This window comes from Knoellia remsis, from assembly GCF_003002895.1.
GTDB classification, from domain to species: domain Bacteria; phylum Actinomycetota; class Actinomycetes; order Actinomycetales; family Dermatophilaceae; genus Knoellia; species Knoellia remsis.
Map to the genome: position 1 here is coordinate 25644 of NZ_PVTI01000019.1, position 23492 is coordinate 49135.

At 71.9% G+C, this 23492-nt stretch carries 20 protein-coding genes; 13 read left to right on the forward strand and 7 right to left on the reverse strand.

The window, feature by feature from the left end; all coding sequences use genetic code 11:
- Positions 1-110: 110 nt before the first annotated feature.
- Positions 111-1769, forward strand: a complete 1659-nt coding sequence (locus tag BCF74_RS11635) for a hypothetical protein (RefSeq protein WP_106298129.1) — start codon at positions 111-113, stop codon at positions 1767-1769.
- Positions 1770-1962: 193 nt separating this feature from the next.
- Here the strand turns inward: BCF74_RS11635 and BCF74_RS17895 are convergent, their stop codons facing one another.
- The 5 genes from BCF74_RS17895 to BCF74_RS17370 all read right to left on the reverse strand — a co-directional run bounded on the left by BCF74_RS17895 (position 1963) and on the right by BCF74_RS17370 (position 6392).
- Positions 1963-3585, reverse strand: coding sequence for a hypothetical protein (locus BCF74_RS17895; RefSeq protein WP_106298130.1), 1623 nt, complete (start codon positions 3583-3585; stop codon positions 1963-1965).
- Positions 3582-5045 carry a S8 family peptidase gene (locus tag BCF74_RS11645; RefSeq protein WP_106298131.1) on the reverse strand — a complete coding sequence of 488 codons (1464 nt, stop codon included), beginning with the start codon at positions 5043-5045 and terminating at the stop codon, positions 3582-3584. Before BCF74_RS11645 ends, BCF74_RS17895 begins: the two co-directional genes overlap by 4 nt.
- Positions 5042-5647, reverse strand: a complete 606-nt coding sequence (locus tag BCF74_RS11650) for a RodZ family helix-turn-helix domain-containing protein (protein WP_106298132.1) — start codon at positions 5645-5647, stop codon at positions 5042-5044. The genes BCF74_RS11645 and BCF74_RS11650 overlap by 4 nt, the downstream gene beginning before the upstream one ends.
- Before the next feature lie 128 nt (positions 5648-5775).
- Complete coding sequence (locus tag BCF74_RS11655) at positions 5776-6072, reverse strand: WXG100 family type VII secretion target (RefSeq protein ID WP_106298133.1); 297 nt, start codon at positions 6070-6072, stop codon at positions 5776-5778.
- Positions 6072-6392: a WXG100 family type VII secretion target gene (locus BCF74_RS17370; protein WP_170070227.1), complete on the reverse strand. Its 321-nt coding sequence runs from the start codon at positions 6390-6392 to the stop codon at positions 6072-6074. Before BCF74_RS17370 ends, BCF74_RS11655 begins: the two co-directional genes overlap by 1 nt.
- A gap of 234 nt (positions 6393-6626) precedes the next feature.
- On the opposite strand from BCF74_RS17370, the gene eccD reads away from it, so the two are divergent.
- From eccD to valS, 4 genes are all read left to right on the forward strand, one after another.
- Positions 6627-7973, forward strand: coding sequence for a type VII secretion integral membrane protein EccD (gene eccD, locus BCF74_RS11665; protein ID WP_170070228.1), 1347 nt, complete (start codon positions 6627-6629; stop codon positions 7971-7973).
- Positions 7974-7982: 9 nt separating this feature from the next.
- The gene (gene eccB / locus BCF74_RS11670) at positions 7983-9323 is read left to right on the forward strand and encodes a type VII secretion protein EccB (RefSeq protein ID WP_106298136.1); all 1341 of its coding nucleotides are present in this window, start codon (positions 7983-7985) and stop codon (positions 9321-9323) included.
- Positions 9320-10600, forward strand: coding sequence for a S8 family serine peptidase (locus tag BCF74_RS11675; protein ID WP_170070229.1), 1281 nt, complete (start codon positions 9320-9322; stop codon positions 10598-10600). Before eccB ends, BCF74_RS11675 begins: the two co-directional genes overlap by 4 nt.
- 82 nt (positions 10601-10682) lie before the next feature.
- A complete protein-coding gene (valS, locus tag BCF74_RS11680; protein ID WP_106298138.1) occupies positions 10683-13382 on the forward strand; it encodes a valine--tRNA ligase in 2700 nt (899 codons plus the stop codon).
- A 6-nt stretch (positions 13383-13388) separates the two neighbouring features.
- Here the strand turns inward: valS and BCF74_RS11685 are convergent, their stop codons facing one another.
- Positions 13389-14096: a hypothetical protein gene (locus tag BCF74_RS11685; protein ID WP_245889320.1), complete on the reverse strand. Its 708-nt coding sequence runs from the start codon at positions 14094-14096 to the stop codon at positions 13389-13391.
- A 76-nt stretch (positions 14097-14172) separates the two neighbouring features.
- On the opposite strand from BCF74_RS11685, the gene BCF74_RS11690 reads away from it, so the two are divergent.
- Genes BCF74_RS11690 through BCF74_RS11710 form a run of 5 tightly spaced genes read left to right on the forward strand, consistent with a single transcriptional unit; the run spans position 14173 to position 18462 of the window.
- Positions 14173-14883 carry a DUF4129 domain-containing protein gene (locus tag BCF74_RS11690; RefSeq protein ID WP_106298139.1) on the forward strand — a complete coding sequence of 237 codons (711 nt, stop codon included), beginning with the start codon at positions 14173-14175 and terminating at the stop codon, positions 14881-14883.
- Positions 14880-15329: a hypothetical protein gene (locus BCF74_RS11695; RefSeq protein ID WP_106298140.1), complete on the forward strand. Its 450-nt coding sequence runs from the start codon at positions 14880-14882 to the stop codon at positions 15327-15329. Before BCF74_RS11690 ends, BCF74_RS11695 begins: the two co-directional genes overlap by 4 nt.
- A complete protein-coding gene (locus BCF74_RS11700) occupies positions 15330-16430 on the forward strand; it encodes an AAA family ATPase (RefSeq protein WP_106298141.1) in 1101 nt (366 codons plus the stop codon). It begins immediately after the preceding gene.
- Complete coding sequence (locus BCF74_RS11705; protein WP_106298142.1) at positions 16427-17917, forward strand: DUF58 domain-containing protein; 1491 nt, start codon at positions 16427-16429, stop codon at positions 17915-17917. The genes BCF74_RS11700 and BCF74_RS11705 overlap by 4 nt, the downstream gene beginning before the upstream one ends.
- Positions 17914-18462 (forward strand): hypothetical protein, encoded by a 549-nt coding sequence (locus tag BCF74_RS11710; RefSeq protein WP_106298143.1) that lies wholly within the window; start codon positions 17914-17916, stop codon positions 18460-18462. The genes BCF74_RS11705 and BCF74_RS11710 overlap by 4 nt, the downstream gene beginning before the upstream one ends.
- Positions 18463-18577: 115 nt before the next feature.
- Here BCF74_RS11710 and BCF74_RS11715 read toward each other — a convergent pair whose 3' ends face one another.
- The gene (locus BCF74_RS11715) at positions 18578-20917 is read right to left on the reverse strand and encodes an alpha-N-acetylglucosaminidase (protein ID WP_106298144.1); all 2340 of its coding nucleotides are present in this window, start codon (positions 20915-20917) and stop codon (positions 18578-18580) included.
- A gap of 69 nt (positions 20918-20986) precedes the next feature.
- Here BCF74_RS11715 and BCF74_RS11720 point away from each other — a divergent pair, with 69 nt between their 5' ends.
- The 3 genes from BCF74_RS11720 to BCF74_RS11730 all read left to right on the forward strand — a co-directional run bounded on the left by BCF74_RS11720 (position 20987) and on the right by BCF74_RS11730 (position 23455).
- Positions 20987-22327 carry an ROK family transcriptional regulator gene (locus BCF74_RS11720; RefSeq protein ID WP_106298145.1) on the forward strand — a complete coding sequence of 447 codons (1341 nt, stop codon included), beginning with the start codon at positions 20987-20989 and terminating at the stop codon, positions 22325-22327.
- A gap of 157 nt (positions 22328-22484) precedes the next feature.
- On the forward strand, positions 22485-23228 hold the full coding sequence (locus BCF74_RS11725; protein WP_106298146.1) for a hypothetical protein: 744 nt from the start codon (positions 22485-22487) through the stop codon (positions 23226-23228).
- Positions 23225-23455: a helix-turn-helix domain-containing protein gene (locus tag BCF74_RS11730; protein ID WP_106298147.1), complete on the forward strand. Its 231-nt coding sequence runs from the start codon at positions 23225-23227 to the stop codon at positions 23453-23455. The genes BCF74_RS11725 and BCF74_RS11730 overlap by 4 nt, the downstream gene beginning before the upstream one ends.
- Positions 23456-23492 lie beyond the last annotated feature (37 nt).

Consider the following 23492-nt stretch of genomic DNA (forward strand, 5'->3'; position numbering starts at 1 on the left):
GGGCCAACCTATCCCGAGCGCCCCACACGGCGGAGGGTGGCGCACCATCGGCCCGCATCGCGGCCTATCCTTCCAAGTGGCCGGTGCCGCGTCGACGAGGGAGGGACGGTATGCCGGGTTCGGACGTGGGCACGGGGCTCCAGATCAGCCTCGTCGCCGGCGGTCGTCGCTACGACCTCGTGGTCCCGTTCGGAGCGCAGGTGACCGAGGTGCTCTCCGTGCTCGGCATCGCCTCGCGTGCCAACCCGCACGCCATCGCCACCCCGAGCGGTCGCGTCCTCGGCCCACACGACACCTTCGACGACTCGGTGCCGACGGGCTCCGTCCTCAGCGTCGTCCCCGTGACGACACATGCCGTGACGCGCGACATCCTCAACCTTGACCGCGGCCGGAGCGCCGGCGGGTCCCGCGCGAGCGCGGCGAGTGCGCCGGGCGGTTCCGGCGGTCGCCACCGCGAGGTCGAGGAACCCGCGCCGCTGCCCGACGTCGACGACTCGACCCGCCGCCGGGGCAGCGCGGCCGCGCCCGTGAACGTGAGCACTGCCCACGACGTCGATGCCCTCGACATCACGGCACCCCGCAGCACCCTCGGCGGCCCCGCGACCCCGGCGCGGCGATCCCGGAGAGAGACCACGGCCCGTGGGCTCCCCGCCGCTCCCCCGTCGCTCGCGTCCCAGCTCATCTGGCTGTCGGCCGCGATCGGCGCGATCATCAGTCTCGTCGCGGCCCGCAGCCTCGCCGACGACGCCGGCGCCGCGGCTCGCGCCTCTGTCCTCGGGGTGCCGACCGGATGGCTGCCCGCCGCCGCTGCAGCACTCCTCACCCTCGGGGCCCTCGGGCTGGCGGCGCTCGGGACGTCCGTCGCGCACCGTTTCGCGGCCGCGGCCACCGCCCCGGCGATGGGCCTCGCGGCCGGTCTCACCCTTCCCTTCGGCGCCACACCCGGGCGCGAGTCCGTCGCCGTGGTCGCCGGCTGCGCGGTGGCGGTGCTCGCGCTCGCCATCACCCGGACCCGCGTCGAGGTCGACTCCCCCGGTGACCGCACCGTCATGTCCGCCATCGGCGGTCTCGGGCTGCTCGTCGGGCTGGGCACCGTCCTCGACTGGCCCGGTCACGCGATCGCAGCCGTCGCGACGGGTCTCGGCCCCCTGCTCATGCGCCTGCTCCCGACGACGAGCCTGACCGTCGATGCGAACCAGCTCGTCGACACCGAACGGCTCTCCACGACGATCTGGTCGGTGCGCGAGCGCGGCGCCGGCAGGCGTCGCCGGGTGACACGCGGCGACATGCGCCAGCGGTTCGAGGCGGCGCGCGAGATCGTGGCGATCGGCACGGCATACCTCTCACTCACCACCGCGGTGAGCGGCTGGCTCACGGTGACCACACCGGCGCCCGACCGGACGTCGACGTGGGGGACCCTCGCCCTCCTCGTCGCCGCGGCACTCGCGTGTGGCTACCAGTCGCGGTCGGTGCGTGACCGCCTGCCGCGGTACAGCATGCTCGCCGCCTGCGGCGTCCTGCTGCTCGCTGCGGCTCAGGCCCTGCTGGCGACCGGATGGTCGGGGGCGCTGGTCACCCTCTTCCTCGTGGCGTTCGGCATCGCGTGGGTCGCGGTGGCGAGCTCGGCGGCCATCGCCAAGGGCTACCGCTCGACCCGCATGTCCCGCTTCGCCGACGGCATCGAGACCCTCACCGTCGCCCTGTCGCTCCCCCTCGGCATCGTCGCCGCGGGCGGCGTGGAAGCGATCCGGCGGATGACCTCGGGCTGAGGCCATCCGCCGGTATGCCGGGTGGGTACCGGCGTGCCCACCCGCGCCGACCGCTCGGACCGCTCCCCGTCTGCCGGGTGGGCACCGAGGCGCCCACCCGCACCGACCGCTCGGACCGCTCCCGTATGCCGGGTGGCACCGAGGTACCGCGCGGGACCGAGAGTGCGCGTGGGCCCTCAGGCCCGTGTGCGCGTCACTCCCAGACCTGCGGGCTGGACTCCTCGGAACCGTCGAACCAGGTCTCCTCGTCCTCGGTCGTGAGCAGCTCGACGTCCTGCGTCTGGTCCTCGTCCTTGCCCTTGCGGGACCCAGCGGCGCCAGCGGCAACAGCACCGGTGCGGCCCTGCGCGCCACGACCGGCCGCGCCGGACCTCGCGGCCGACCCGGTCCCGACCGCGCCGCCACGACCGCCGGCCTTCGCCGCGCCGCGGCCACCGGCCTGGGCGCCACCGCGGCCCGCTGCCTGACCCCCGGCGACGGCGCTGTTGCCGCCGACCTTGGGTACGCCGTAACGGCCTGACCCGGTTGCTCCCTTGACGCTGCTGCCACCGCGGGCACCGCCTCCCCCGCGGGCACCGCCGCCCGCGCGGGCCTGACCGCCGCCGGGAACCGCCGTGGTGCCTCGTCCGGTGGCTCCGGCGCGGCCCGCCGCGCCGCCACGGCTGCCGGCGCCACCGGAGGACACGACCCCGGAGGAGCCGCGCACCCCGGCCGTCGGCGAACCGCCACGACCACCGAAGGCGCCACCGCCACCGCGGAGCCCGCCGAGCAGGCCGCCGACACCGGCCGCGCCACCGATGCCGCCAGCAGCGAGCCCGCCGGTGCCGATGCCGCCGCCTCCGCCGGTGCCGCCGGGACCAGCGGGAACACCGGGACCGCCGGGCATGGAGCCACCCGGAATCGATCCGCCGGTGTCACCGTCGGAGCTGATCGGGTCGGGGTCGTATCCGCCCGGCAGGGGCGAGTTCGGCGTCGGGTCGAACGGCTCCGGGTCGACGCCCGGGAGCGGGTTCGGCGTGGGGTTCGGGTAGTGCTCGTGGGGAGGCTGCGTGATCGGAGGCTCCCACGGGTCGATCGGGGGTAGCGGGCGTGGCCCCTTCGGCTCGACGTTCGTCTCTCGGCCGCCACCGTCGTAGTCCTGGACGCCGGTTCCCGACTGCGTCGTGCCCGACCCGTAGCTGCCGCCGGGAGCCTGACCCGAGCCGGTGTACGGAGTGCTCGCCTCGGTGGACGTGATCGGCATCTTGGCGGTCGCGGTCTTCATGTCCGTGTCGAGCTGGTCGAGGACCTTCTTGGCAGCCTCGTCGCGCTTGCGCCACTGCTCGTCCTCGGCTGCCTGAACGGCCGCCGTGTCGGTCACACCGTAGAGGTCGATGTTCGGTTTGGGTGCGTTGTCGGGCAGCTTCTTGTAGCTCTCTGGGTTGACGTAGGTTGAGATCGAGTCGACCTCGGTCAAGTACCCGTTGCGTGCCGCCCACATCGCGTCGTAAACCACGCCGAGACTCCCATCGACATCACCGACATCTCCGGCGTGACGCTCGAGGGTTTCGCTGAGCTTGTTGAGGCTTTCGAGTGCCGCCTCCGCTGCGGGGCCCGACCAGCCCTTCGAGCCGTCCTCCGGCGACTGCAGTTCGGAACGCACCTTGCGCACGTCCTTGGCGAGCAGGTCCAGCTGCTCCTTGGCGTCCTGCCAGTCGAGCTGGGTGCTGAAGACCTGCCCGGGCGACGCCGCGAAGATCTGGTGCAGCCGTCGCTCGTTCGGCAGAGCCTTGGGGCTCAGCGTGGGCGGAGGTGTGCCTTGTCCCTCGGGAATCATCGAATGTGCTCCTTCGTCGTGGTGTTGGCGGCCCCTTCCGCCGCTGCTGAGTCGTTGTGTTCCGTGGTATCCGGGATCCGGGTCGAGTTCGACCTGCCTCGCCCTCTCGTCCACAGGGCGAGCGCACCACCGGCCACGAGCAGGGCGAGAGCCCCCGCCACGAGCCACGGGATCGCCGTGCCGTCGTCCCGGTCGGCTGCGTCGCCCGGTCGTTCGACCGTGGGGCGCGTCTTTGATGGCGATGACGCGTCGGTTGGTGTGGGGCTCTCCGACACGGGCGTCCCCGTCGCGGCAGCGATCTGCTCGGCGGTCGGCTCGTTCCCCACGCCGGTGGTGGCAACCATCGGGCTCACGTTCGGCAGCGACGCCACGTCGAGCTTGACCGCGTCCGCCGGGGCGAAGATGCCGAAGCCGTAGGACGTGGTCTTGCCGGTCGCCCGCGGTAGATCGCCGCCGACGCGTCGGAAGTCTGTGACGTACTTGCCGTCCTGCTGGCGCATGCCAATGGCCTCGCGGGCCGCGCTCAGGACCTGGTTGGCCGTCGCCGTTGGGTGCGCCGACCAGACCGCCGCGAGACCACCGGCGGTGATGGCCGTGGCCTGCGAGCTGCCATCCCGCAGGACGTCACTCTGCCACTTGCCCGACTCGAGGATGCCGCTGGCGATCTGGACTCCCGGCGCTGCGAAGTCGACGAGTGCGTTGTCCTTGGGGGCGAACGAGGGCAGCTTCCGGTCCGGTCCGACCGGACTGACTGTCACCACCCCGTTGCCCGCGGCCGGCCAAGCCACCCTCCCCGTCCGGTTGTCGCTGGATGACACGACGATGGCACCTGCCTTGTAGGCCGCCAAGAGCGCCGGCACGAAGCTCTCGTCGTAGCCGACAGCAAGGCTGACGCTGATGACCTTTGCCCCGTCTGCCGCTGCCTGCTCGATGGCCCGGGCCACGGCCTCGTCACTGATGTTTGTCCCCACCTCGGCAGAGGCTGCGCAGGTGAGTCCACCATCGGGATTCGACTGGTCACGGTAGAGCGCTGCGTAGTGGCGCAACGTGGCCTCGGGTGCGATGCCCGTGATGCCCCGGCCCCCACTCGCGGTGCCCTTGCCAGAGCCGACGATCAGCGCAGCCATGCTGGTGGCATGGGACGCCTCGGCACCGACTCCCGTGGACTTCTCCTTCTCCCCCTGCGGCGAGAAGCACGACGTGGTCGTGGACGCGACCCGGCCCTTGAGCTCCGGCACGTCAGGGTTGATCGGCCCGTCGATGACCGCGACGGTAATCCCCTTGCCGGTCGCACCCGCTGCCGCGAGCTCGTCGACGCCCATGGCGGTGCGCCACCACTGTCCATCGTCGAGACGGTCCGCACTGGCCGCGGGAGCGCTCAGCACGCTCGCGGCGAGCGCGGCCGTGACACCCGCCACCATCGTGGCGGCGCGGCTCCGTGTGGTACGGCGACGGCTCATGAGTACGACGGGTCCGCCGGGCCGGTGGAAGGACTGCCGGTCTCGGGGCCTGATGCCAGGTTTGCGGGATCGGCCGATGCGGGCTCGGTCGGGACCTCGTCGCCGCCGGTCGGGACCTCGTCGCCGCCGGTCGGGACCTCGTCGCCGCCGGTCGGGACCTCCTGCGGGCTGTCACCGTCGGCCGGCGCCTGCGCGTCATTGACGGTCTGCGCGGCCTCCTGCGCCTCGGGCGTGGACCCGGCCTCCTGCCGGTTCTGCGTGCTCTGCAGGGGACCGTTCTCCCAGCGCGACCACAGCGCGAGGAAAGCCTCGCCGGCCCGGTCGTCGTTGTCCTGCATCTGCTTGGCGGACTTCTTGATTCCGTCCGCCACCGCCTCGAGATCCAGCTTCGCGCCCCGCATCAGCCCGGTGTACTCACGTCTCGCCTGCTCGAAGGTGGCGGCGTACTTCGCGAGCGACGGGATCTGGCCGAAGGATTCCTGGGTCGCGATGCCGTCGCGCACCTTCTCCACGCCCAGCGTCGCCTCCGTCTCCCACTTGGACTGCTTCGTCTGTGCCAGCTGCGTCATGTACCCGGTCGGGTAGTTGGTGTTGTCGCCCATCGCGCGTTCTTTCCCCTGGTGGTGGTTCGTCCGTGGCGTCGCCATGCTCCGCGGCGACGGTGCGACGCGCCGCGTGCCGGCACCCCGATCGAGGTGCCGGCACGGCGTCGCTGGTCATGACCTGACGGTCAGGAGCCCCAGCTGTTCTTGTTGCGGAGCTCACCGGCGAGGTAGGCCTCCTTGGACTGCTCGACGGCCTTCTTGATGTCGAGGAGCAGCTCGTTGAGGTCGTTGACCTCGGTGTTCCACTTGCGCTTGGTGTCCTCGAACGCCAGCTTCGCGCCCGCCTCCCACGCGCCCATGTGCGGCTTGAGGTTGCCCTCCATGTCCTCGACCTTGCCCCGAAGGTCGTTGACGCCGCGCTGCATGTCGGCGATGAGGATGTCGAGACCGCCGCTACCAACCTTGATGTTCTGACCGGACATCACTTACCACCCATCTGGCTCGTGTACTTGCTGAGGAGGTCGGACGACGCCTGGTCGTCGGCCGTGTACTGCTTGTCGTTCGCGACGAGGTTCTCGCGGAACCGGTCGAGGATGTCGACCAGGTCCTGCGCCTGCGTCGTCCACGCGACCTGCACGTTCTGGAAGGCGCCGGCGCCGGCACCCTCCCAGTGCGCCTTCACCTGCTCCATCTGCCCCTGCAGGTCCTTGAGCTTGCTCTTGAGGTCCGTACGAGCAGTGTCGACGATCTCAGCGCTCTTGGTGATGGCGCCAGCGCCAACGCTGAAGTTCTGGTTGCCCATCTCGCTTCCTTTCAACTCATCTTGGTCCGACCGGACCTGGTGGCCCTTCGACCACTCTTGGTGGTGGACCCCGGCTGATGTCGATCCCCCGAAGTCCTGACATGGAAGACCATACGGGCGAGTGATGCGGAGGCCAATGGGGAGAACTCCCCGGTCTATGCTCGTGTCGCTCCCCCACGGCGGCGGGGGCATCTCGCGCACGCAGGACCACAGCACGATCGGGGAGGACCACACGTGAGTCAGAGCAGCCCAGGCGCGCAGGGCACGGCGTCGCTCGTGCGCCTGTCCGTCTCCTCGGGCACCCGCCGTGCCGACCTCGGCATCCCCGGCTCGATCCCCGTCGCCGAGGTCATCCCCGACCTCGCGCGCGAGCTCGGCGTCCTCGACGCGCGGTCCGCGAGCCTGGGCTACCGGCTCGTCCGTCCCGACGGCGGCGTCGTCGACAACGACCGCAGCCTCGCCGCGCAGAGCATCGAGGACGGCGCTGTGCTCGTCCTCGAGCCCGGTCGCCCCGATGGCGAGAAGGTCTACGACGACGTCGTCGAGGCCGTCGCCGACCTCGTCGAGACCCAGTTCACCCCCTGGACCGCGGCCAACAGCTCCGGCACGGCGGTGGGTGCGGCCGGAGTCCTCTTCGTCGCCGCGGCATACGCACTCTTCACCGCCCGCGACAGCGGGCTCCTCGTCGCCGCCCTCGCCGGTGTGTGCGCCGTCCTGCTCGTCGGTGCCGCCGCGGTCCTCGCCCACGTGCGCAAGCTGCCGTCGGCGGCCGTCGCCCTGGCGCTCACCGCTGTCCCGTATGCCGCGGTGGCCGGCTTTGCCGCCTTCCCGGACGCCGCGCTCTGGGGTGAGGGCCTGACGTATGCCGGAGGCGCGGTCGCCGTCGTGGGCACCCTCGGGGCACTCGCCGTGACGCGCCAGCGGCTGCTCGTCGCCGCCGTGGCGGTCGTCGGCGTCGCGATGCTCCTGCTCGGTGCCCTGACGCACTTCGTCGGTTGGGACATGACGACGGTCGCGGCCTGCGTCTTCCTCGTCGCCGCACTCGTCGGCAACGTGCTCCCGTGGGTCGGCCTGTCCTCCAGCCGGCTCACGACCCACCCGCCGAAGTCCGACGTCGAGATCTTCGCCGACGTCCCCGAGGTCGAGCGGGACGCCGTGCGCCGACAGGTCGCCGCCGGGCACGAGCTCATGATCGGGCTCGGCGTCGCCAGCGCCGCCGTCATGGTCCTCTGCACGCCACAGCTCGTGGCCTCGGGGCTGTGGGGCACGCTGCTCGTCGCCGTCGGGTTCGTCGCGACACTCCTGCGCACCCGGCACAGCCGGACGCGCACGACCGTCCTCATCGCCATGATCGCCGGCATCACCGGCACTGCCGTCGCCGCCGTGACCGCCGCCCAGACCCACCCCGGGTGGCGGCCGGTGCTGGCCCTCGGGTTGTCGATCGCCGCTGCGGTCGTCGTCGGTCTCGCCCTCGTCCTCCCGCGCACCCGGGTGCAGCTCGGCCGGGTGGCCGACGGCATCGAAGGTGTCGCCCTCGTCGCTCTCGTCCCCCTGGCCGCGCTCGCGGTCGGGCTCCTCTGAGGGCCCGCGATGGCGACCAAGAAGGACCTCGTCGAAGCCCAGTCGTTCAGCAAGCGTCGCCTGACGACGGCCTTCGTCAGCGGGGCACCCGGCGGCCGCGAGGTCGAGCCACACCGGCCCATGAAGGCCGTCATCGGTGGACTCGCCCTCACGGTGGTCCTCGTCATCGGCAGCATGGCGTTCGGCTGGTTGAGGGGGTCCCTGCCGGACGGCTGGGAGAACAACAAGCTCGTCATCGCCAAGACGAGCGGGGCCCGCTACGTCACCATCAAGAAGACGCTCCACCCCGTGCTCAACACCACGAGCGCCCGACTGCTCATCCCGGCCGACCAGTTCAAGGTCATCACCGTAGCCGACGACAAGCTCGCCCCGCAGAAGCGCGGGTCGACCGTCGGCATCGCGGGCGCACCGGACTCGCTCACCCCTGCGGACTCGCTCTCGAACAGCGGGTGGGTCTCCTGCCTCGGCGCCGACAACGGCGTCGCCACCGGCCTCGGCGGTACCGTGCGCAGCACACCGGCCGCCCCTGCAGCCAGTGTCGTGAAGACCGGCAACCAGGCGTTCGTCATCGCCGGAGGCATGCGCTACCCCGTCGCGGCCGCGAACCTCGGCCCGGTCAGCATCGCCCTCGGCCTCGACGCCGCACCCGCGCGGCAGGCACCGGCGGTGTGGACCAACCTCTTCGAGCTCGGCCCCGAGCTCGCCCCCCTGCGCCTCCCCAACCTCGGCAAGCCCGCACCGGGCCTGCCGCCGGGCGCGAGCGTCGGCTCGGTGCTCGCCGTCGGCAACACCGCGGCCGATACGCGTCGCTACCTCGTCAACGAGGCCGGCCAGCTCGAGCCGCTGCCCGACTTCGCCTACGCCCTCTACCGGCTCGGTTCGGGCAGCAACACCGAGGACATCGAGGCCACGCCGGCACAGGTCGCGCAGCTCACCGTCCAGCAGCAGCGCTTCGCGCCCCAGGCCTGGCCGTCGGAGATGCCGACGCTGCTCACCGACCAGCCGTGCGCAACCCTGACGACCGCTCGCGGCCAGGCCCCAAAGGTCGCCCTCTCGACCTCGGACACCGTCACGCCCGAACCCGGCAAGACCACGGCCCAGGTGGGTCTCGGCACCGGCGCACTCGTGCGCGCCGTCGGGGCCGGGTCCCTCTCGGCGGGGCCGTTGCTCGCCATCGACCAGACCGGCACGTCCTATGCCATCGACGCCTCGACGCCGGACATCCTCCAGCGCCTCGGCTACCAGCCGCGGGACGTCGCGCCAATCCCGCAGTCGTGGGCCGAGCTCTTCCGCGAGGGGCCGGAGCTGAGCGTTCGGGCCGCCCAGACGACCGTGGCCGCCACGTCGTGACGACCCGCACCGGCAGGGCTCGCACCCGCACGGCGTCCCGACGGGCCGTCGTCGCCGCCGCGCTCCTCACTGGCGCGGCGACGTGCGGCGTGCCGGCACCGGTCGCGAACGCCGCCGTCGCGCCGACGGTGACCACCTCAGCGACCTCGCTCACCGCGGAGGCCAGGCCCTGCACTGAGGGGCAGACGCGCTATGTCGCCGAGGCACCGGCGGCCCTCTCCCGGCTCGGCGCCCGCAAGGCGTGGGAGCTCGCGACCGGCAAGGGCGTCGTCGTCGCGGTCGTCGACTCGGGGGTGGCCGCGAACAACGTCCATTTCCCCAAAGGCAGCGTCCTGCCGGGCCGCAGCTTCGTCGGTGGACCGGCGACGACCGACGAGTCCGGCCACGGCACCGCCATCGCCGGCATCATCGCCGCTCGCTCGATCGGGGACCGCTCGGGCGTCGTCGGGATCGCCCGCGACGCCACGATCCTCCCGGTCAAGATCACCGGCGGCGAGAATGGCGGAGACGAAGCCGCCCAGCGGTCGGCGAACCTCGCCAAGGGCATCGCGTATGCCGTCTCGGCCGGTGCCGACGTCATCAACCTCTCGCTGTCGACCTCGGCGAACCGGCCGGACGTGCGCGCAGCGGTCGCCTCGGCGACCCGGGCGGGCGTCGTCGTCGTCGCCTCCGCCGGCAACCGGGACCAAGCCGCCGAGACCCGCGACGGGCCGCGCTTCCCCGCCGCCAACCCCGGGGTCATCGGCGTCTCGGCCGCGAACTCCGCCGACATCGTGACCCAGGACTCCATCAGGGGCAGCCACGTCGACCTCGCCGCACCCGGCGACAACATCGCGACGACGTTCCGCTCGTGGGGCGACTGTGTCTTCTCGCAGCAGGGTCAGTCGACGAGCTACGCCACGGCATACGTGAGCGGCGCAGCCGCACTCCTCAAACAGCGCTTCCCGAGCGCGAGCCCGGCGGAGATCTCCTATCGCCTCGAGACGACGGCGTCCCGCGGGTCGCGCACGAGCCGTGACGACGCCTCCGGCTGGGGCATCGTCCAGCCCTACGAGGCGATGACGGCCGTCCTCGACGACAGCGTCGCCGGGCCCGTGCCCCCCGGCGGCACACCACGCGCCACTCCCCCGCCGCAGGTGTCGCAGGTCGACCTCACCCCCGCACCGGATCCGCGCGCCCCCGACCGCAACGCCGTGCTCTGGCTCCTCCTCGGCTCGGTCGCCGCGGTCATCGGGCTGGGGCTCCTGCGGATGCTGCGTGCCACCTCGAAGTCCTGACGCCTGGCGGGCGAACGGCATACACAACGACGCTGCGCACCTGGGGCACGAGCGCGGGTGAGGTTCTGGGAGAATCGGACCCATGTCTGCCTCCCTCACTCCGCCTCGCGCCGCCTCCATCCCCGAGCGGCCGTCCATGGACGGTCTCGAGGACAAGTGGGGGCAGGTATGGGCGGAGCAGGGTACCTACGCGTTCGACCGTGACGCCGCTCTCGCCGGGGACCGCGCGCAGGTGTTCTCCATCGACACCCCGCCGCCGACCGCGTCCGGCAGCCTGCACATGGGTCACGTCTTCTCCTACACCCACACCGACTGCATGGCCCGCTACAAGCGGATGGCCGGGTTCAACGTCTTCTACCCGATCGGCTGGGACGACAACGGCCTGCCGACCGAGAAGCGCGTCCAGAACTTCTACGGCGTCCGGGGCGACGCGTCGCTGCCGTTCGACCCCGACTTCGTGCCGCCGCACCGTGGTGACGCGAAGTCCCTCAAGGCGGGCGACGCGACGCCGGTGTCGCGGCAGAACTTCATCGACCTCTGTGACGAGCTGACCGTCGAGGACGAGAAGGCGTTCGAGTCGCTCTTCCGCCGGCTCGGGCAGTCCTTCGACTGGTCCATCTCCTACCGCACCATCGACGACCACTCGCGCGCCACGGCGCAGCAGGCCTTCCTGCGCGAGCTCGCCGCCGGGCAGGCCTACCAGGCCGAGGCGCCGGGCCTGTGGGACGTGACCTTCCAGACGGCGGTCGCGCAGGCCGAGCTCGAGGCGCGCGACTACCCGGGCGCCTACCACCGCGTGGCCTTCCACCCGACCCAAGGCGACGAGCCGATCTTCATCGAGACGACGCGTCCCGAGCTCATCCCCTCGGTCGTCGCGCTCATCGCCCACCCCGACGACGAGCGGTATGCCGGCCTATTCGGTTCCACGGTCCGCTCGCCGTTGTTCGGGGTCGAGGTGCCGGTGCTCGCGCACGCGGCCGCCGAGATGGACAAGGGCGCGGGCATCGCGATGTGCTGCACCTTCGGTGACCTCACCGACGTCATGTGGTGGCGCGAGCTGCAGCTGCCGACCCGCTCGGTCATCACCCGGCAGGGCCGCGTCCAGGCCGAGACGCCGGAGTGGATCGCGGGCGGCCCGGGCGCCGCGCTCTTCGGCGAGCTCGCCGGCAAGACGGTGCACTCGGCGCGCGAGGCGGTCGTCGCGGCGCTGCGCGAGTCCGGCGACCTCGACGGCGAGCCCAAGGCGACGCAGCGCAAGGCGAACTTCTACGAGCGCGGCGAGAAGCCGCTCGAGATCGTCACGTCCCGCCAGTGGTACATCCGCAACGGCGGGCGCGACGCCGACGTCAACGCGGCGCTCCAGGCGCGCGGCGACGAGATCGCGTTTCACCCCGACTTCATGCGCGCGCGCTACAAGAACTGGGTCGCTGGCCTCAACGGCGACTGGCTCGTGTCGCGGCAGCGCTTCTTCGGTGTGCCGATCCCGGTCTGGTACCCGCTCGACGCCGACGGTGACCCGGTGTGGGACAAGGCGATCGTGCCGTCCGAGGAGCAGCTGCCCGTCGACCCCGCGTCGCAGGCTCCCGAGGGCTACGACGAGTCGCAGCGTGGGCAGGCCGGCGGGTTCGTCGGGGACCCGGACGTCTTCGACACCTGGGCGACGTCGTCGCTGACTCCCCAGATCGCCGGCGGGTGGCGCCGCATCGACGAGTCCGGTTCGGTGACAACGGATCCACTCTTCGGCAAGGTCTTTCCGATGGACGTGCGACCTCAGGCTCACGACATCATCCGCACCTGGCTCTTCGCGACGATCGTGCGCTCGCACCTCGAGTTCGGCACGGTGCCATGGACCAATGCCGCGATCAGCGGCTGGATCCTCGACCCCGACCGCAAGAAGATGAGCAAGTCCAAGGGCAACGTCGTCACGCCCGAGGACGTGCTGCGCGAGCACTCCGCCGACGCGGTCCGCTACTGGGCGGCGAGCGGACGGCTCGGGACCGACGCGGCCTACGACGTCGGCCAGATGAAGGTCGGCCGCCGGCTCGCGATCAAGGTGCTCAACGCGTCGAAGTTCGCGCTGTCGTTCGGCGAGGTCCGGGCCCCCGGCGATGGCCCGGAGGGCCGGGTCATCGCCGGGGCGGGCGACCTCGCGGCCCAGGTGACCAACCCGCTCGACCTGGCCGTGCTCGCCGAGCTGCGCGCCGTCGTCGAGAAGGCCACCGCCGGCTTCGAGGCGTGGGACTACACCCGCTCGCTCGAAGTGACCGAGACGTTCTTCTGGACCTTCTGCGACGACTACCTCGAGCTCGTCAAGGACCGGGCCTACGGCTCGCAGGGGGACGCCGAGGCGGCCTCCGCGCGCGCCACGCTGCGCATCGCACTCGATGTCGTGCTGCGTCTGCTCGCACCCTTCCTCCCCTACGTCACGGAGGAGGTGTGGTCCTGGTGGCACGAGGGTTCGGTGCACCGCACCTCGTGGCCGACGGTGGCCGACGTCGAGGTCGGTGGCGAGGCCGTCGACCCGGCCATGCTCGGTGCCGTCGGCGCCGCGCTCGCGACGGTGCGCAAGAGCAAGTCCGAGGCCAAGCTGTCGATGCGCGCCGAGGTGGCGCGGGTGACCCTCGCCGGACCCGAGGCCCTGCTCGAGCACGTCCGGGCCGGCGAGGCCGACCTGCGGGCCGCAGGCAAGATCACCGGCACCCTCGACCTGACACCGGCCGAGACGTGGCAGGCGCGCGACGTCGAGCTCATCCCCGTCGAGAAGCCCAAGACCCAGGCCTGAGGTTCCTCAGGCCTGCACGGCCGCGCCGGCGCGTCGGGCCGTGCCGAGGGCTGGCAACCGGTCGCGCAGCCGCACCCGCCGCTCCCCCGTCGGCTGCACGACGAACCACGGCACCTGCCACCCGCTCAGGCCCAACCGGTGCTCGATGACGGTGTCACGGCGCAGGTGGTCGACACGTCCCGTCCCCGGGTCGTAGACGTCGAGCACCCGGTCGCCGTCACCGGGGAGGACGAGGACGACGTGCCTCGGCAGCCGACGGTTCCCGACGTAGAGCAACCCCGGCTCCCCCTCGGCCACGACGTCGACCAGCCGCTCGAAAGCCGCCTGCAGCGGCTCACGCGACAGCTGTCGTACCGCCTGCACCTCGTAGCGGGTCCCCTGTGTCGACGCGCCGAGCTCGAGCTCGCGGCGCGCACCCCACGGGGGTGTCCCGAGCGCGCGCGGCCACGGCGGCTGCGGGTGGCGCGATCCGGTCAGGGCGCTGTTGGTGCGGCGCATGACAATGCGTTCGTATGCCGCGAAGCGCTCGCTTTGGGTCCCGCCCGCCGGGGACCCAGGGGGATGCGGTGCCCCCGTGCGGACCCAGCTCGCGAAGACCGGGTCGACGAGCATTCGGGCGACGGTGAGGCATGCCGACCCGCACGTCACGGGTGACTGCTGCACCGGGCCCGTGTCTCCGGCCCGGAGTCGGTATGCCGTCGCCACGCCCGCCATCCTTGCCTCTCGCGTCGCGGACCGCCAGCCTTCGGTTCTCCAGTGGCGGATCGGTCCCGCGGTTAGGCTCCACGTCATGCGGACGAGGCGGTGGCTGGCGGGAGCGGGGGTGCTGGTGGCTCTGCTGCTTGCGGGGTGGGTCTCCGCCTCGGGCACGGTGACGGCCTTCACGACCCCGGAGCCGAACGCCTCACCCTCGAAGGCCTACATCGAGACCGTCCCGTCCGACGAGGTTGACCCGAGGAGTGAGCGACCGGCGACCGCCGCGGAGAAGGAGGTCGCCGACGGCGTCGCGAACCTCGTCGCGTGGACGCTGCGGCTCCTCATTGCGCTCATCGTCCTCGTCGTCCTCGGGCTCGTCGTCAGGGCGCTGGTCCGGCGGCTGCGGCGCGATGTGCCGACGCCGAAGCAGGATGTGCGTGCAGGGGTCCTGCCGGACGTGCTCGTCGCGGCACTCGACCGCAGCGAGGCCGAGCTCGACAGCGGCACGTCGTCCGAGGCCGTGATCAACGCCTGGCTCGCGCTCGAGGAGGCCGCCCTGGCAAGCGGCCTCGACGACGACCGCTCGCGGACACCGACCGAGCTCGTCGCCGTGGTGCTCGCCAACCACGACGTGGACCGCGACGCCATCGAGCGCCTCGCGGCGCTGTACCGCGAGGCCCGGTTCTCGGTCCACCCGATGGAGGAGACCCACCGCGAGGCCGCCCGGGACGCCGTCCGGCAGGTTCGTGCCGATCTCCTCGAGCCGCTCGCGACGACCGCCCCGACCGGGCCCGGACCTCGATGACGCAGCGCATCCGGGCAGCGGTCCGCGGGCATGAGGTGGTTGCCGGCCTGCTCGTCGCGGTCGCGCTCGGCCTGATCCTGCTCGCCGTGCCCCGGGTCGAGCGGCTCGTCCTCCTCGTGGGCGCAGCGAGCGTCCTCGTCCTCGCCGTCCTGCTCATCGAGCGGTTCGTCCACGGCGAACCCGAGCTGACGTGGACGACCAGCTCGGGCACCCCGGCGCGTGTCCGGGGGCACGACCGGCGCATCACGGCACTCACCCGCGCCATCGAGGCGTCCCGACGGGGTGACCTCGTGGCGCGCGCCACGGTGCAGGACACGCTCCGCTCGCTCGCCCGCGACCGCACGGACCTCGGTCCCGACCTCACGGCATACCTCAACGCCACGAACCCACCCGATGTCGACGCCGCCCGGCTCGACGCCCACCTCACCGAGCTCGAGGAGCACTGAGTGACCGACCTACCCACCCTCGCCGAGGTCTCCGACCGCGCCGCCGCCGTGCTCGACGCCGTCGAGGGAGCCGTCGTCGGCAAGCGCGCCCACCTCGAGCTCGTCCTCGCCGGCATCCTCTCCGGCGGTCACGTCCTCATGGAGGACTTCCCCGGCCTCGGCAAGACGCTCGCCGCCCGCTCGTTCGCGCAGGCCCTCGGACTCGACTTCGCCCGGGCCCAGTTCACCCCCGACCTGCTGCCGAGCGACCTCACCGGCGCGTTCATCTATGACCAGCGCAGCCACGAGTTCACCTTCCGGCAGGGGCCGATCTTCACCCAGCTGTTGCTCGCCGACGAGATCAACCGCACCCCGCCGAAGACCCAGGCGGCCCTCCTCGAGGCGATGCAGGAGGGCCAGGTCACCGTCGAGGGCGAGACCTTCCCGCTCGCCCGGCCGTTCCACGTCCTCGCCACCGCGAACCCGGTCGAGTACGAGGGCACCTACCCGCTGCCGGAAGCACAGCTCGACCGCTTCCTGCTGCGCGTGACCTTCGGCTACCCGGGCGCCGGTGAGGAGTGGGAGGTGCTGCGGCGTCGCGTCGAGCGCCGACAGGAGGCCCAGACGGTGCCCGCGGTCACCGACGCCACGGGGCTCATCGCCATGCAGCAGGCCGTCGAGACCGTCACGGTCGACGAGGGGGTCGGGCGCTACTGCGTGCGCCTCGTCGCGGCGACACGCGAGCACCCGAGCCTCGTCATGGGGCCTTCGCCGCGTGGGTCGCTCGCGCTGCTCCTCGCCAGCCGTGCGTATGCCGTGATCCGCGGCCGTGACTACGTCACCCCTGAGGACGTCAAGGCCGTCGCGCATGCTGCGCTCGACCACCGCGTCACGGTCCGCCCGGAGCTGTGGATCAACGACGTCAGCGCGTCCAGCGTCGTCACGTCGGTCCTCGACTCGGTGCCGGTTCCCTCGCCGACGAGCGCCGGGGCCCACCGTGGCGCGGCCGCCACGGCCGGCGCTCCGGGCCTCACAGCCGCCAAGGCCGGTGCGCCGGGTGCGCCGGGCGCGGCACCCGCGCGGTCCGCGGACGGCATACGGACCGGGTTCGAACGTCCGTGACCACGCCCCCGACCACGCCGCTGTCGGCACGCTGGCGGCCGACGGCAGCCCACCTGCGCGCCTCGGTGCTGGGTGTCTGCTTCGTCGCGATCGGCGTCTTCATGCGCCGTCCGGATGCGGTCGTCATCGGCGCACCGTTGGTCGCCGTCGCCGCGTGGTCGGTGCTGCGGCGGCCCACGGCGTTGCCCCGCGTGCACGTGTGGCTGCGGCACCCGGTGCTGCGGGAGGGGCAGACCACGGCGTGGACGATGGCGGTGGCACCCGGAGCCGGCGTCGAGGACGTCGGGCTCGCGGTGAGCGAGGCGCCGTTCACGCGCTACACGCCGCCGAGCCAGAGCGTCGCCCGCGGCGACATCGGGGCCGCGGCGACCCCGACGCAGGTCGCCGGACCGGATGGGCGGGACGGGTCGGACGGTTCGGGCACGACCGACGAGCCGGCCGGGCCGGCCGAGCAGGCCGGGCCGGCCGAGCCGGTCGGGGGGCTCGTGTTGCTCGACGTCGAGTGCCAGAGCATCCGGTGGGGTGTGCGTTCCCCCGGCGCGGCAACGTGCGCGGTGAGCGCGGCCTTCGGGGCGTGGACCTGGGCACCGGAACCGGTCTCGGCAGAGCCGCTGCCGACGGTGCCGCTGCCCGAGGTCTTCAGTGCGCGCACCGCGACACCCGACCCGGACGGGCTCGTCGGGCGCAGCCGCTCGCGTCGGGCCGGCGACGGCGCGGAGCTCGCCGACGTGCGCGCCTTCCGGTTCGGTGACCGGCTCCGGCGGATCCACTGGCCCGTGTCCGTGCGGACCGGTGAGCTGAACGTCACGACGACCTTCTCCGACGAGGACGCCGAGGTGCTCCTCCTCGTCGACGCGATGCACGACCTCGGCACGAGCACGGGGTACGACGGCGAGAGCAGCAGCCTCGACAGCGGTGTGCGCGCCGCGGCGGCGGTCGCCGAGCACTACCTGCGCGTCGGAGACCATGTGGGCCTGCAGGTCCTCGGTGCCCAGGCGAGCCCGCGCATCCCGGCCGAGCTGGGCAGCAACCAGCTGCGGCGCATCCTCGACGTCCTCGCACGGGTACGCGTCGCCGACGGTGGCGTCGTCGACAAGCGGCGGCTGCGCGCACAGCTGCGTCACCCGGTGCCGTTCGGCACCCTCGTCGTCGTCCTCACGCCGGCCGTGTCCGTCGACGTCCTCGCCCATGCCGCCCAGCTGGCCCGCCGCGGACAGCCGGTCGTCGTGGTCGACACGCTGCCCGTCTCGATGACCACCGGCGAGCTCCCCGACGACCTGCTGCGCGACCTCGTGCCCGACGAGGACGAGGTCGGCGACAGCGCCCGCCTCGCCTGGCGCATCCGCCTGCTCGAGCGGCAGCGCGAGCTGCAGCGCACCCGGCTCAGCGGTGTGCCGATCGTGCCCTGGGTCGGGCCGGGCACGCTCGATGCCGTCCTGCGTGACCTCGGTCGGCAGCGGCGCTCGCCGCGGGTGATGACGCGATGACACTCCTGTCGTCGCTGTCGACGTCGCAGCGGGTCCTGCGCGCGCTCATGGGCGCCGCCGCCACCGCCGTGGCCCTCGCGTCGTGGCTCGCCACGCCCGGCGGCTCCCTCATCGCCGCCCTCGGGCTGGTCGTCCTCACCGCGTTCGTCGTCCTCGACCCGGGCTCGCGCCGCACCACGCTGCTCATGGCCCTTCTCGCCGCGGTCTGGTTGTGGAGCGCCCCGGCCCCGTCGAGCCTGCGCCACTGGGCCCTCACGTTCCTCGTGGCGCTCGCCCTGCTCGTCGTGCACCTCGCGGGTGCACTGGCGACGGTGCTGCCCCCGGCCGCGCCCGTTCCTGCCGCGACACTCCGGCGGTGGCTGCGCCGTGGTGTCGGTGTCGTTCTCGCGTGCGTGCCGGTGTGGTCGGTCATGATCGTCGCGACGCGCGCCGCTGCACCCGGCGACGCCTTCCTCATGTATGCCGCCCTTGCCGGCCTCGTCGGCGTCGGCGCCGCCCTCGCGCTGAGCACCCGTCCGCCCAAGCGAGCCGGGACGGACGGGTGAGCGCGGGTCCCACGCTAGGCATGGGCCGGCATACGGGAGGTGCGCGCGGGTCCCACGCTCTGTGTGGGCCGGCATACGGCGCGTCGGCGTGGTTCCGGTATGCCGCCCGCGAACCTCAGCGGGTGAGCGCCTCGTAGCGGTTCCACACCTCGGTGGCGAGGGCGTGGATGTCACCGGCGGCGGTCGTCGGGAACGTGGCGTCGACGTCCTCGACCCAGGCCCGGTCCACCGCGAACCAGTCGGTCTTCACCGGCTCGGTGCCCGTGACGAGAGCCTTCTCGAGGTCGCCGAGGTACTTCTCCCAGCGCGGCAGGTAGAGCGTGCCGATGAGGCCGTTCCACGACCGGTTGCAGTAGTCGCGCAGGCCGGCCTCGGAGAGCTCGCGGCCACCCCACGTGGTGAGGACCTCCTTGGCGTCGATGACGAGCTTCGCCTTCTCCTCCGGCGTGGCACCGGCGGCGCGGGCCTGCTCGACCCACGGTCCGAGCAGTGAACTGACCTGGGTGCGCGCGACGGCGTCCTGGAGTCGGATCTGCTCGAGCCACTCCTCGCTGAGGGCACGGAAGCGCTCGAGGTCCTTGGCGTCGTAGGCGGCCTTGATCCTCGGCAGCATGATCCGACTGTTGTTGTCGAGTACCTGCCGGGCCACCATCATGAGGTCGAGGCGGTAGGTGTCGGTGTCACGCAGCTCGGGAGCCACCTTCAGCAGCTCTTGGAGTGCCTGCGCGAACGCCTGCATGTCGTAGCGGGAGTACTCGGGCGACCACGCAGCGGCGGACTTCCTCGTGAACGACGGGCGTCCGGCGAACAGTCCGTCCTGCGCCTCGTCCCAGCCGTCCTTCGGCAGGGCGTATGCCGTCCGGCCCATGATCTCCCACGCCTTCGACGCGTGCTCGTCCTCACCGCCGTAGCGCCGGGTTCCGTAGTCGCGGTACCACTGCGTGAGGTCGGCCGGGCCGTCGCGCCAGGCGAGCTCGGCGAAGAACTCCAGCGGCAGCACGTCGCCATGGCCGCCCTCGGGTGAGAGGGCGATGCCGCGCACGGCCGAGTTGGGCTTGTTCAGCCACGCGTAGTAGTCCGTGTTCCAGACGCCGAGGTTGCCGCCCATCGTCGTGTGGCCACCGAAGTTCCAGACCCCGCCGTAGGCGTACGGCGTTCCGCCCCACTGCTTTTCGCGGTCGAGTCCGGCGTAGCGGTCGGAGTTGAAGTCGACGACGAAGGTCGTCTTCGGGTCGAGGCCGGAGATGAGCGAGCCGCGGGGGTTGTCCTGCCAGGCGTGCATCTGCCAGATCGCGCCCGGGTTGGCCTTCTGCAGTGCCGCTTGGATGCCGACGCCCGCGTCCTCGAGGGGGAAGGTGATCTTGCCGCCCTCGGTGAAGGGGTTCATCGCGTACATGGTCGTGGTGCCGAACATCTCCTTCTGGATCGCGTAGAACCGTGCGGCCACCTCGGCGTACTTGGGGGTCCGGGGGTCGAGCCACGAGAGCATGCGCTGGCTGAACCAGTAGCCGCGGTCGACGACGTTCGCGCCGGGGTTGCGCTGGGCGAAGTCCTCGGGAACGAACCCGACGAAGCCGGGCATGAGCGGTGTCATCCCGAGCTCGCGCATCCGGGTGACGATCTTCTGGCCGAGCTCGACTCGCGCCTGCTGGACCTGCTCGCTGATGCCACCGTCGGCGAGGGTCCATCCGCCCTGCCACATGCCGGCCGCATTGTGCGCCAAGGGAGCCGTCCACTTCAGCGTCTCGGCCCGCGAGTAGCCGAACTCCTCCAGCGTGCGGTGGGCCACGTCCTCGAGGCCGATCGGCATGAAGACCGTGTTGTAGCCCTGGAGCGCGAGGACGTCGAGCTCGCGCTCCCACTCCTTCCACGTCCAGTTCGCCGACGTGTAGTCGGTCCAGATGTCGTTGCCGTAGAGCCGCACGCCGACGTTGGCGCGCTGCACGATCGCCTTCGAAGGCAAAGGCATGGTCTTCTTGTCGAAGCTCACCTGCCCGGCATCCCAGGAGATGTCGGACTTCGCGACGTACTTGAGGTACCAGTTGAACCCGGTGAGCAGCACCGCGTTCGAGGTGCCCTCGATGACGAGACGCCGCTGCGGGTCCGCCGACACCCGGAAGAACTCCTCACCGTTCACCTTCTCACTCGCACGAAGGGTGAGCTTGCGCGCGATCTCACCCCCGACGAGCCGCTCGATCGCCGCCTTCGCCGCCCGCGAGTCGAACGCCGGCTTGCCCCACGCCGTCTTCCGCTTTTCCAAGGCACGCTTGAGTGCCTCGGTCGCTTCGGTCTGCGCAGTGCCGGTCACGCCCGCCGGCGCAGTTGCCGACGGCGCAGTCGCTGCGGTTGCTGATCCCTTCGCCGGCCGCGCCGTGGCCGGAGCCGCGACGGACAGCGCCGCGATCAGAGCGGCAATGACGGACAGGACCAGACCGACGAGACGGAACCGGCGCACGACTTCCTCCTGGGCTTCGTTGACCAGCGATCGGAATTAGTGGAGATTCCGAACGAATTGGTTTCCCCGATGCTCTCGGCTACTGTCCACCGTGTCAAGAGGAGGTCCGAGCTGAGCACCCATGGCGTCGAGAACGGTCAGCGACCGGCGAGCCCGCGCGGCACCGGACTGCCGCCCGCATCCCCTGCGGCGCGCCCGCTCGCGCCGCAGGGGATGCGGCGCACGAACCTCTCGCTCGCCCTGCGTCACCTCCGCACGAACGGCGGCCGCTCTCGCGCGCAGCTCGCCCAGGACCTCGGGGTGTCCAAGGCCACGGCGTCAGCACTCGTCGGCGAGCTCGGCCAGCGCGGGCTCGTGCGCGAGAGCGAGCTGCATCGCACGGGCGGCGCCGGTCGACCCGGCCTCACGGTCGACCCGGACGGCCGGCATGTCGCCGGGGTCGGGCTCGAGCTCAACACCGACTATCTCGCCGCTGTCGCGGTGGACCTGCGCGGACGTCGTCTCGCCGAGACCGTGCGCCACCTCGACATCGCCGACCTCCGCCCAGCGGCGGCACTCGACGCAGCAGCCGACTTGGTCGGGCCGCTGCTCAAGGAGCTGCGGGCCGACGGGGTGACGCCGATGGGCCTCGCCCTCTCGACCAGCGGTGTCATCGACCACGCCGCCGGAGTCGTCACCTTCGCCGCCAACCTCGGCTGGCGTGACGTGCCCGTCGTCTCGGAGGTGCGCCGACGACTCGGGCTCGCCGACGACATCTGGGTCTCGGTCGAAAGCGCGAACCAGCTCGCCGCGGTCGCCGAGCACGCGGCATACGGCGACCCCGCGCTGACCGAGCTGCTCTACGTCTCCGGTGACGAGGGCGTCGGGGCCGGCATCATCGCTCACGGACGGATCATCACCGGCGCCTCGGGATTCTCGGGCGAGGTCGGCCACCTCCCCCTCAACCCCGCCGGGACGACGTGCCGGTGCGGGCGCACCGGCTGCTGGGAGACCCTCGTGGGGTTCGGCGCGGTCGTCGAGCGGGCCACCAGCCCGGGGGACCCGCTCCGCGACCACTCCGTCCCGCTCCCCCGCCGGATCGACGAGCTGCGTTCCCGCCTTGCTGCTGCCGATGAGGACGCCCACGCCGCCATCGAGCAGTTGGTCGTCGACCTCACGACCGGGCTCTCCGTCGGCATCGACCTGCTCAACCCCCAGGTCGTCGTGCTCGGCGGCTGGTTCGCAGCGGTCGGTGACCTCATCGCCACACCCGTGGCGCGGGCACTCGAGCAGCGGCAGCGCGACTTCGGCTCCGTCGTGGACCTCGCCGTCTCACGGCTCGGAGCACTGTCCAGCGCCACCGGCGGGGCGCACTTCGCGCTCGAGCCAGTGCTGGACGACCCGCTCCTCGCCCCCAAGGCGTCGACATGACCCCCCGTAGCCCAGACGCGACCACCGCGACGCCAATCCGGAACCGGGAGCAGGACCTTGACATCAACCCCTGTGTTAACGATGATCAATAATAACGTTTATCGCTAAACACGGCTGACGGATCGAGACGCTCCGTCGCCCGGGGGCAGGAGCTGACATGCGTTCGGAACCGATTCTGCGACTTGCCGAGCTCGCGTCGCGCGTCGTCGCACTCGCCGGACTGGTGACACTGTGCGGCTATGCCGTCTTCGGAGCGGGCGCCGGCACAGGCCTCCCGAATGGGACACCGAACTGGGTGTGGCAGGGGCTGGGCCGGGCACCACTCGTCGAGGACCTCTTCGAGCCGACGGCCTCCGTGGTCCCCGCCGACAGGCAGGTGAGCGACCTGGTCTTCGCGCTCGACAAGGCCGTCGCCACGTCGATGCTCGATCCCGGGGTCGAGCAGGACCCCGGGGCCGACAGCTACCAGGGCGCCGAGGGCGTCAATGTGCGCAACGGCTACCGTTTCACGGCATCCTTCGACGTCGGGTGGGGGGCCCGGGTCGCCATCGCCAGCCTCGGGGCCCTGGGCGCGATCGGCTTCGCCGCGTTCTGGTGGATGCTCGCCGGGATCATCCGCGAGGCTCGACGCGGGGCCGTGTTCACTCGTCGCGGCGTCCAGCGCCTCGTCGTCATGCGCGGGGGCCTCATCGTCGGGCCGACGGGGTGGGTCGTCGCGAACCGGGTCATCGACGGCCGTCTGCTCGCCGAGTCCCGCGCCGCGGGGAAGTTCGAGCTCGCCGAGAGCTGGGTCGAGGTGCCCAACTACACGACGATCACGCTCGGCCTCGTCCTCCTGGCACTCGCCGTGGTCTGGCGCCGTGGGAGCCAGCTCGAGGAGGACGTGGAGGGACTGGTGTGAGCCCCGCCGATCTCGAGGACGGCCATCGCATCGTCTGTCACCTCGACGAGCTGCTCGAGGCTCGGGGTATGACTCTCACCGAACTCGCCGAGCGCGTCGGCGTGAGCATCGTCAACCTGTCCATCCTCAAGAACAACCGGGCCAAGGCCGTGCGGTTCTCCACGCTCACCGCGATCTGCGACGTTCTCGACTGTCAACCGGGCGACGTGCTCAGCATGGCCCGGTGAGGGGCACGCACAACCACAACGGACGGCATACCGCCCC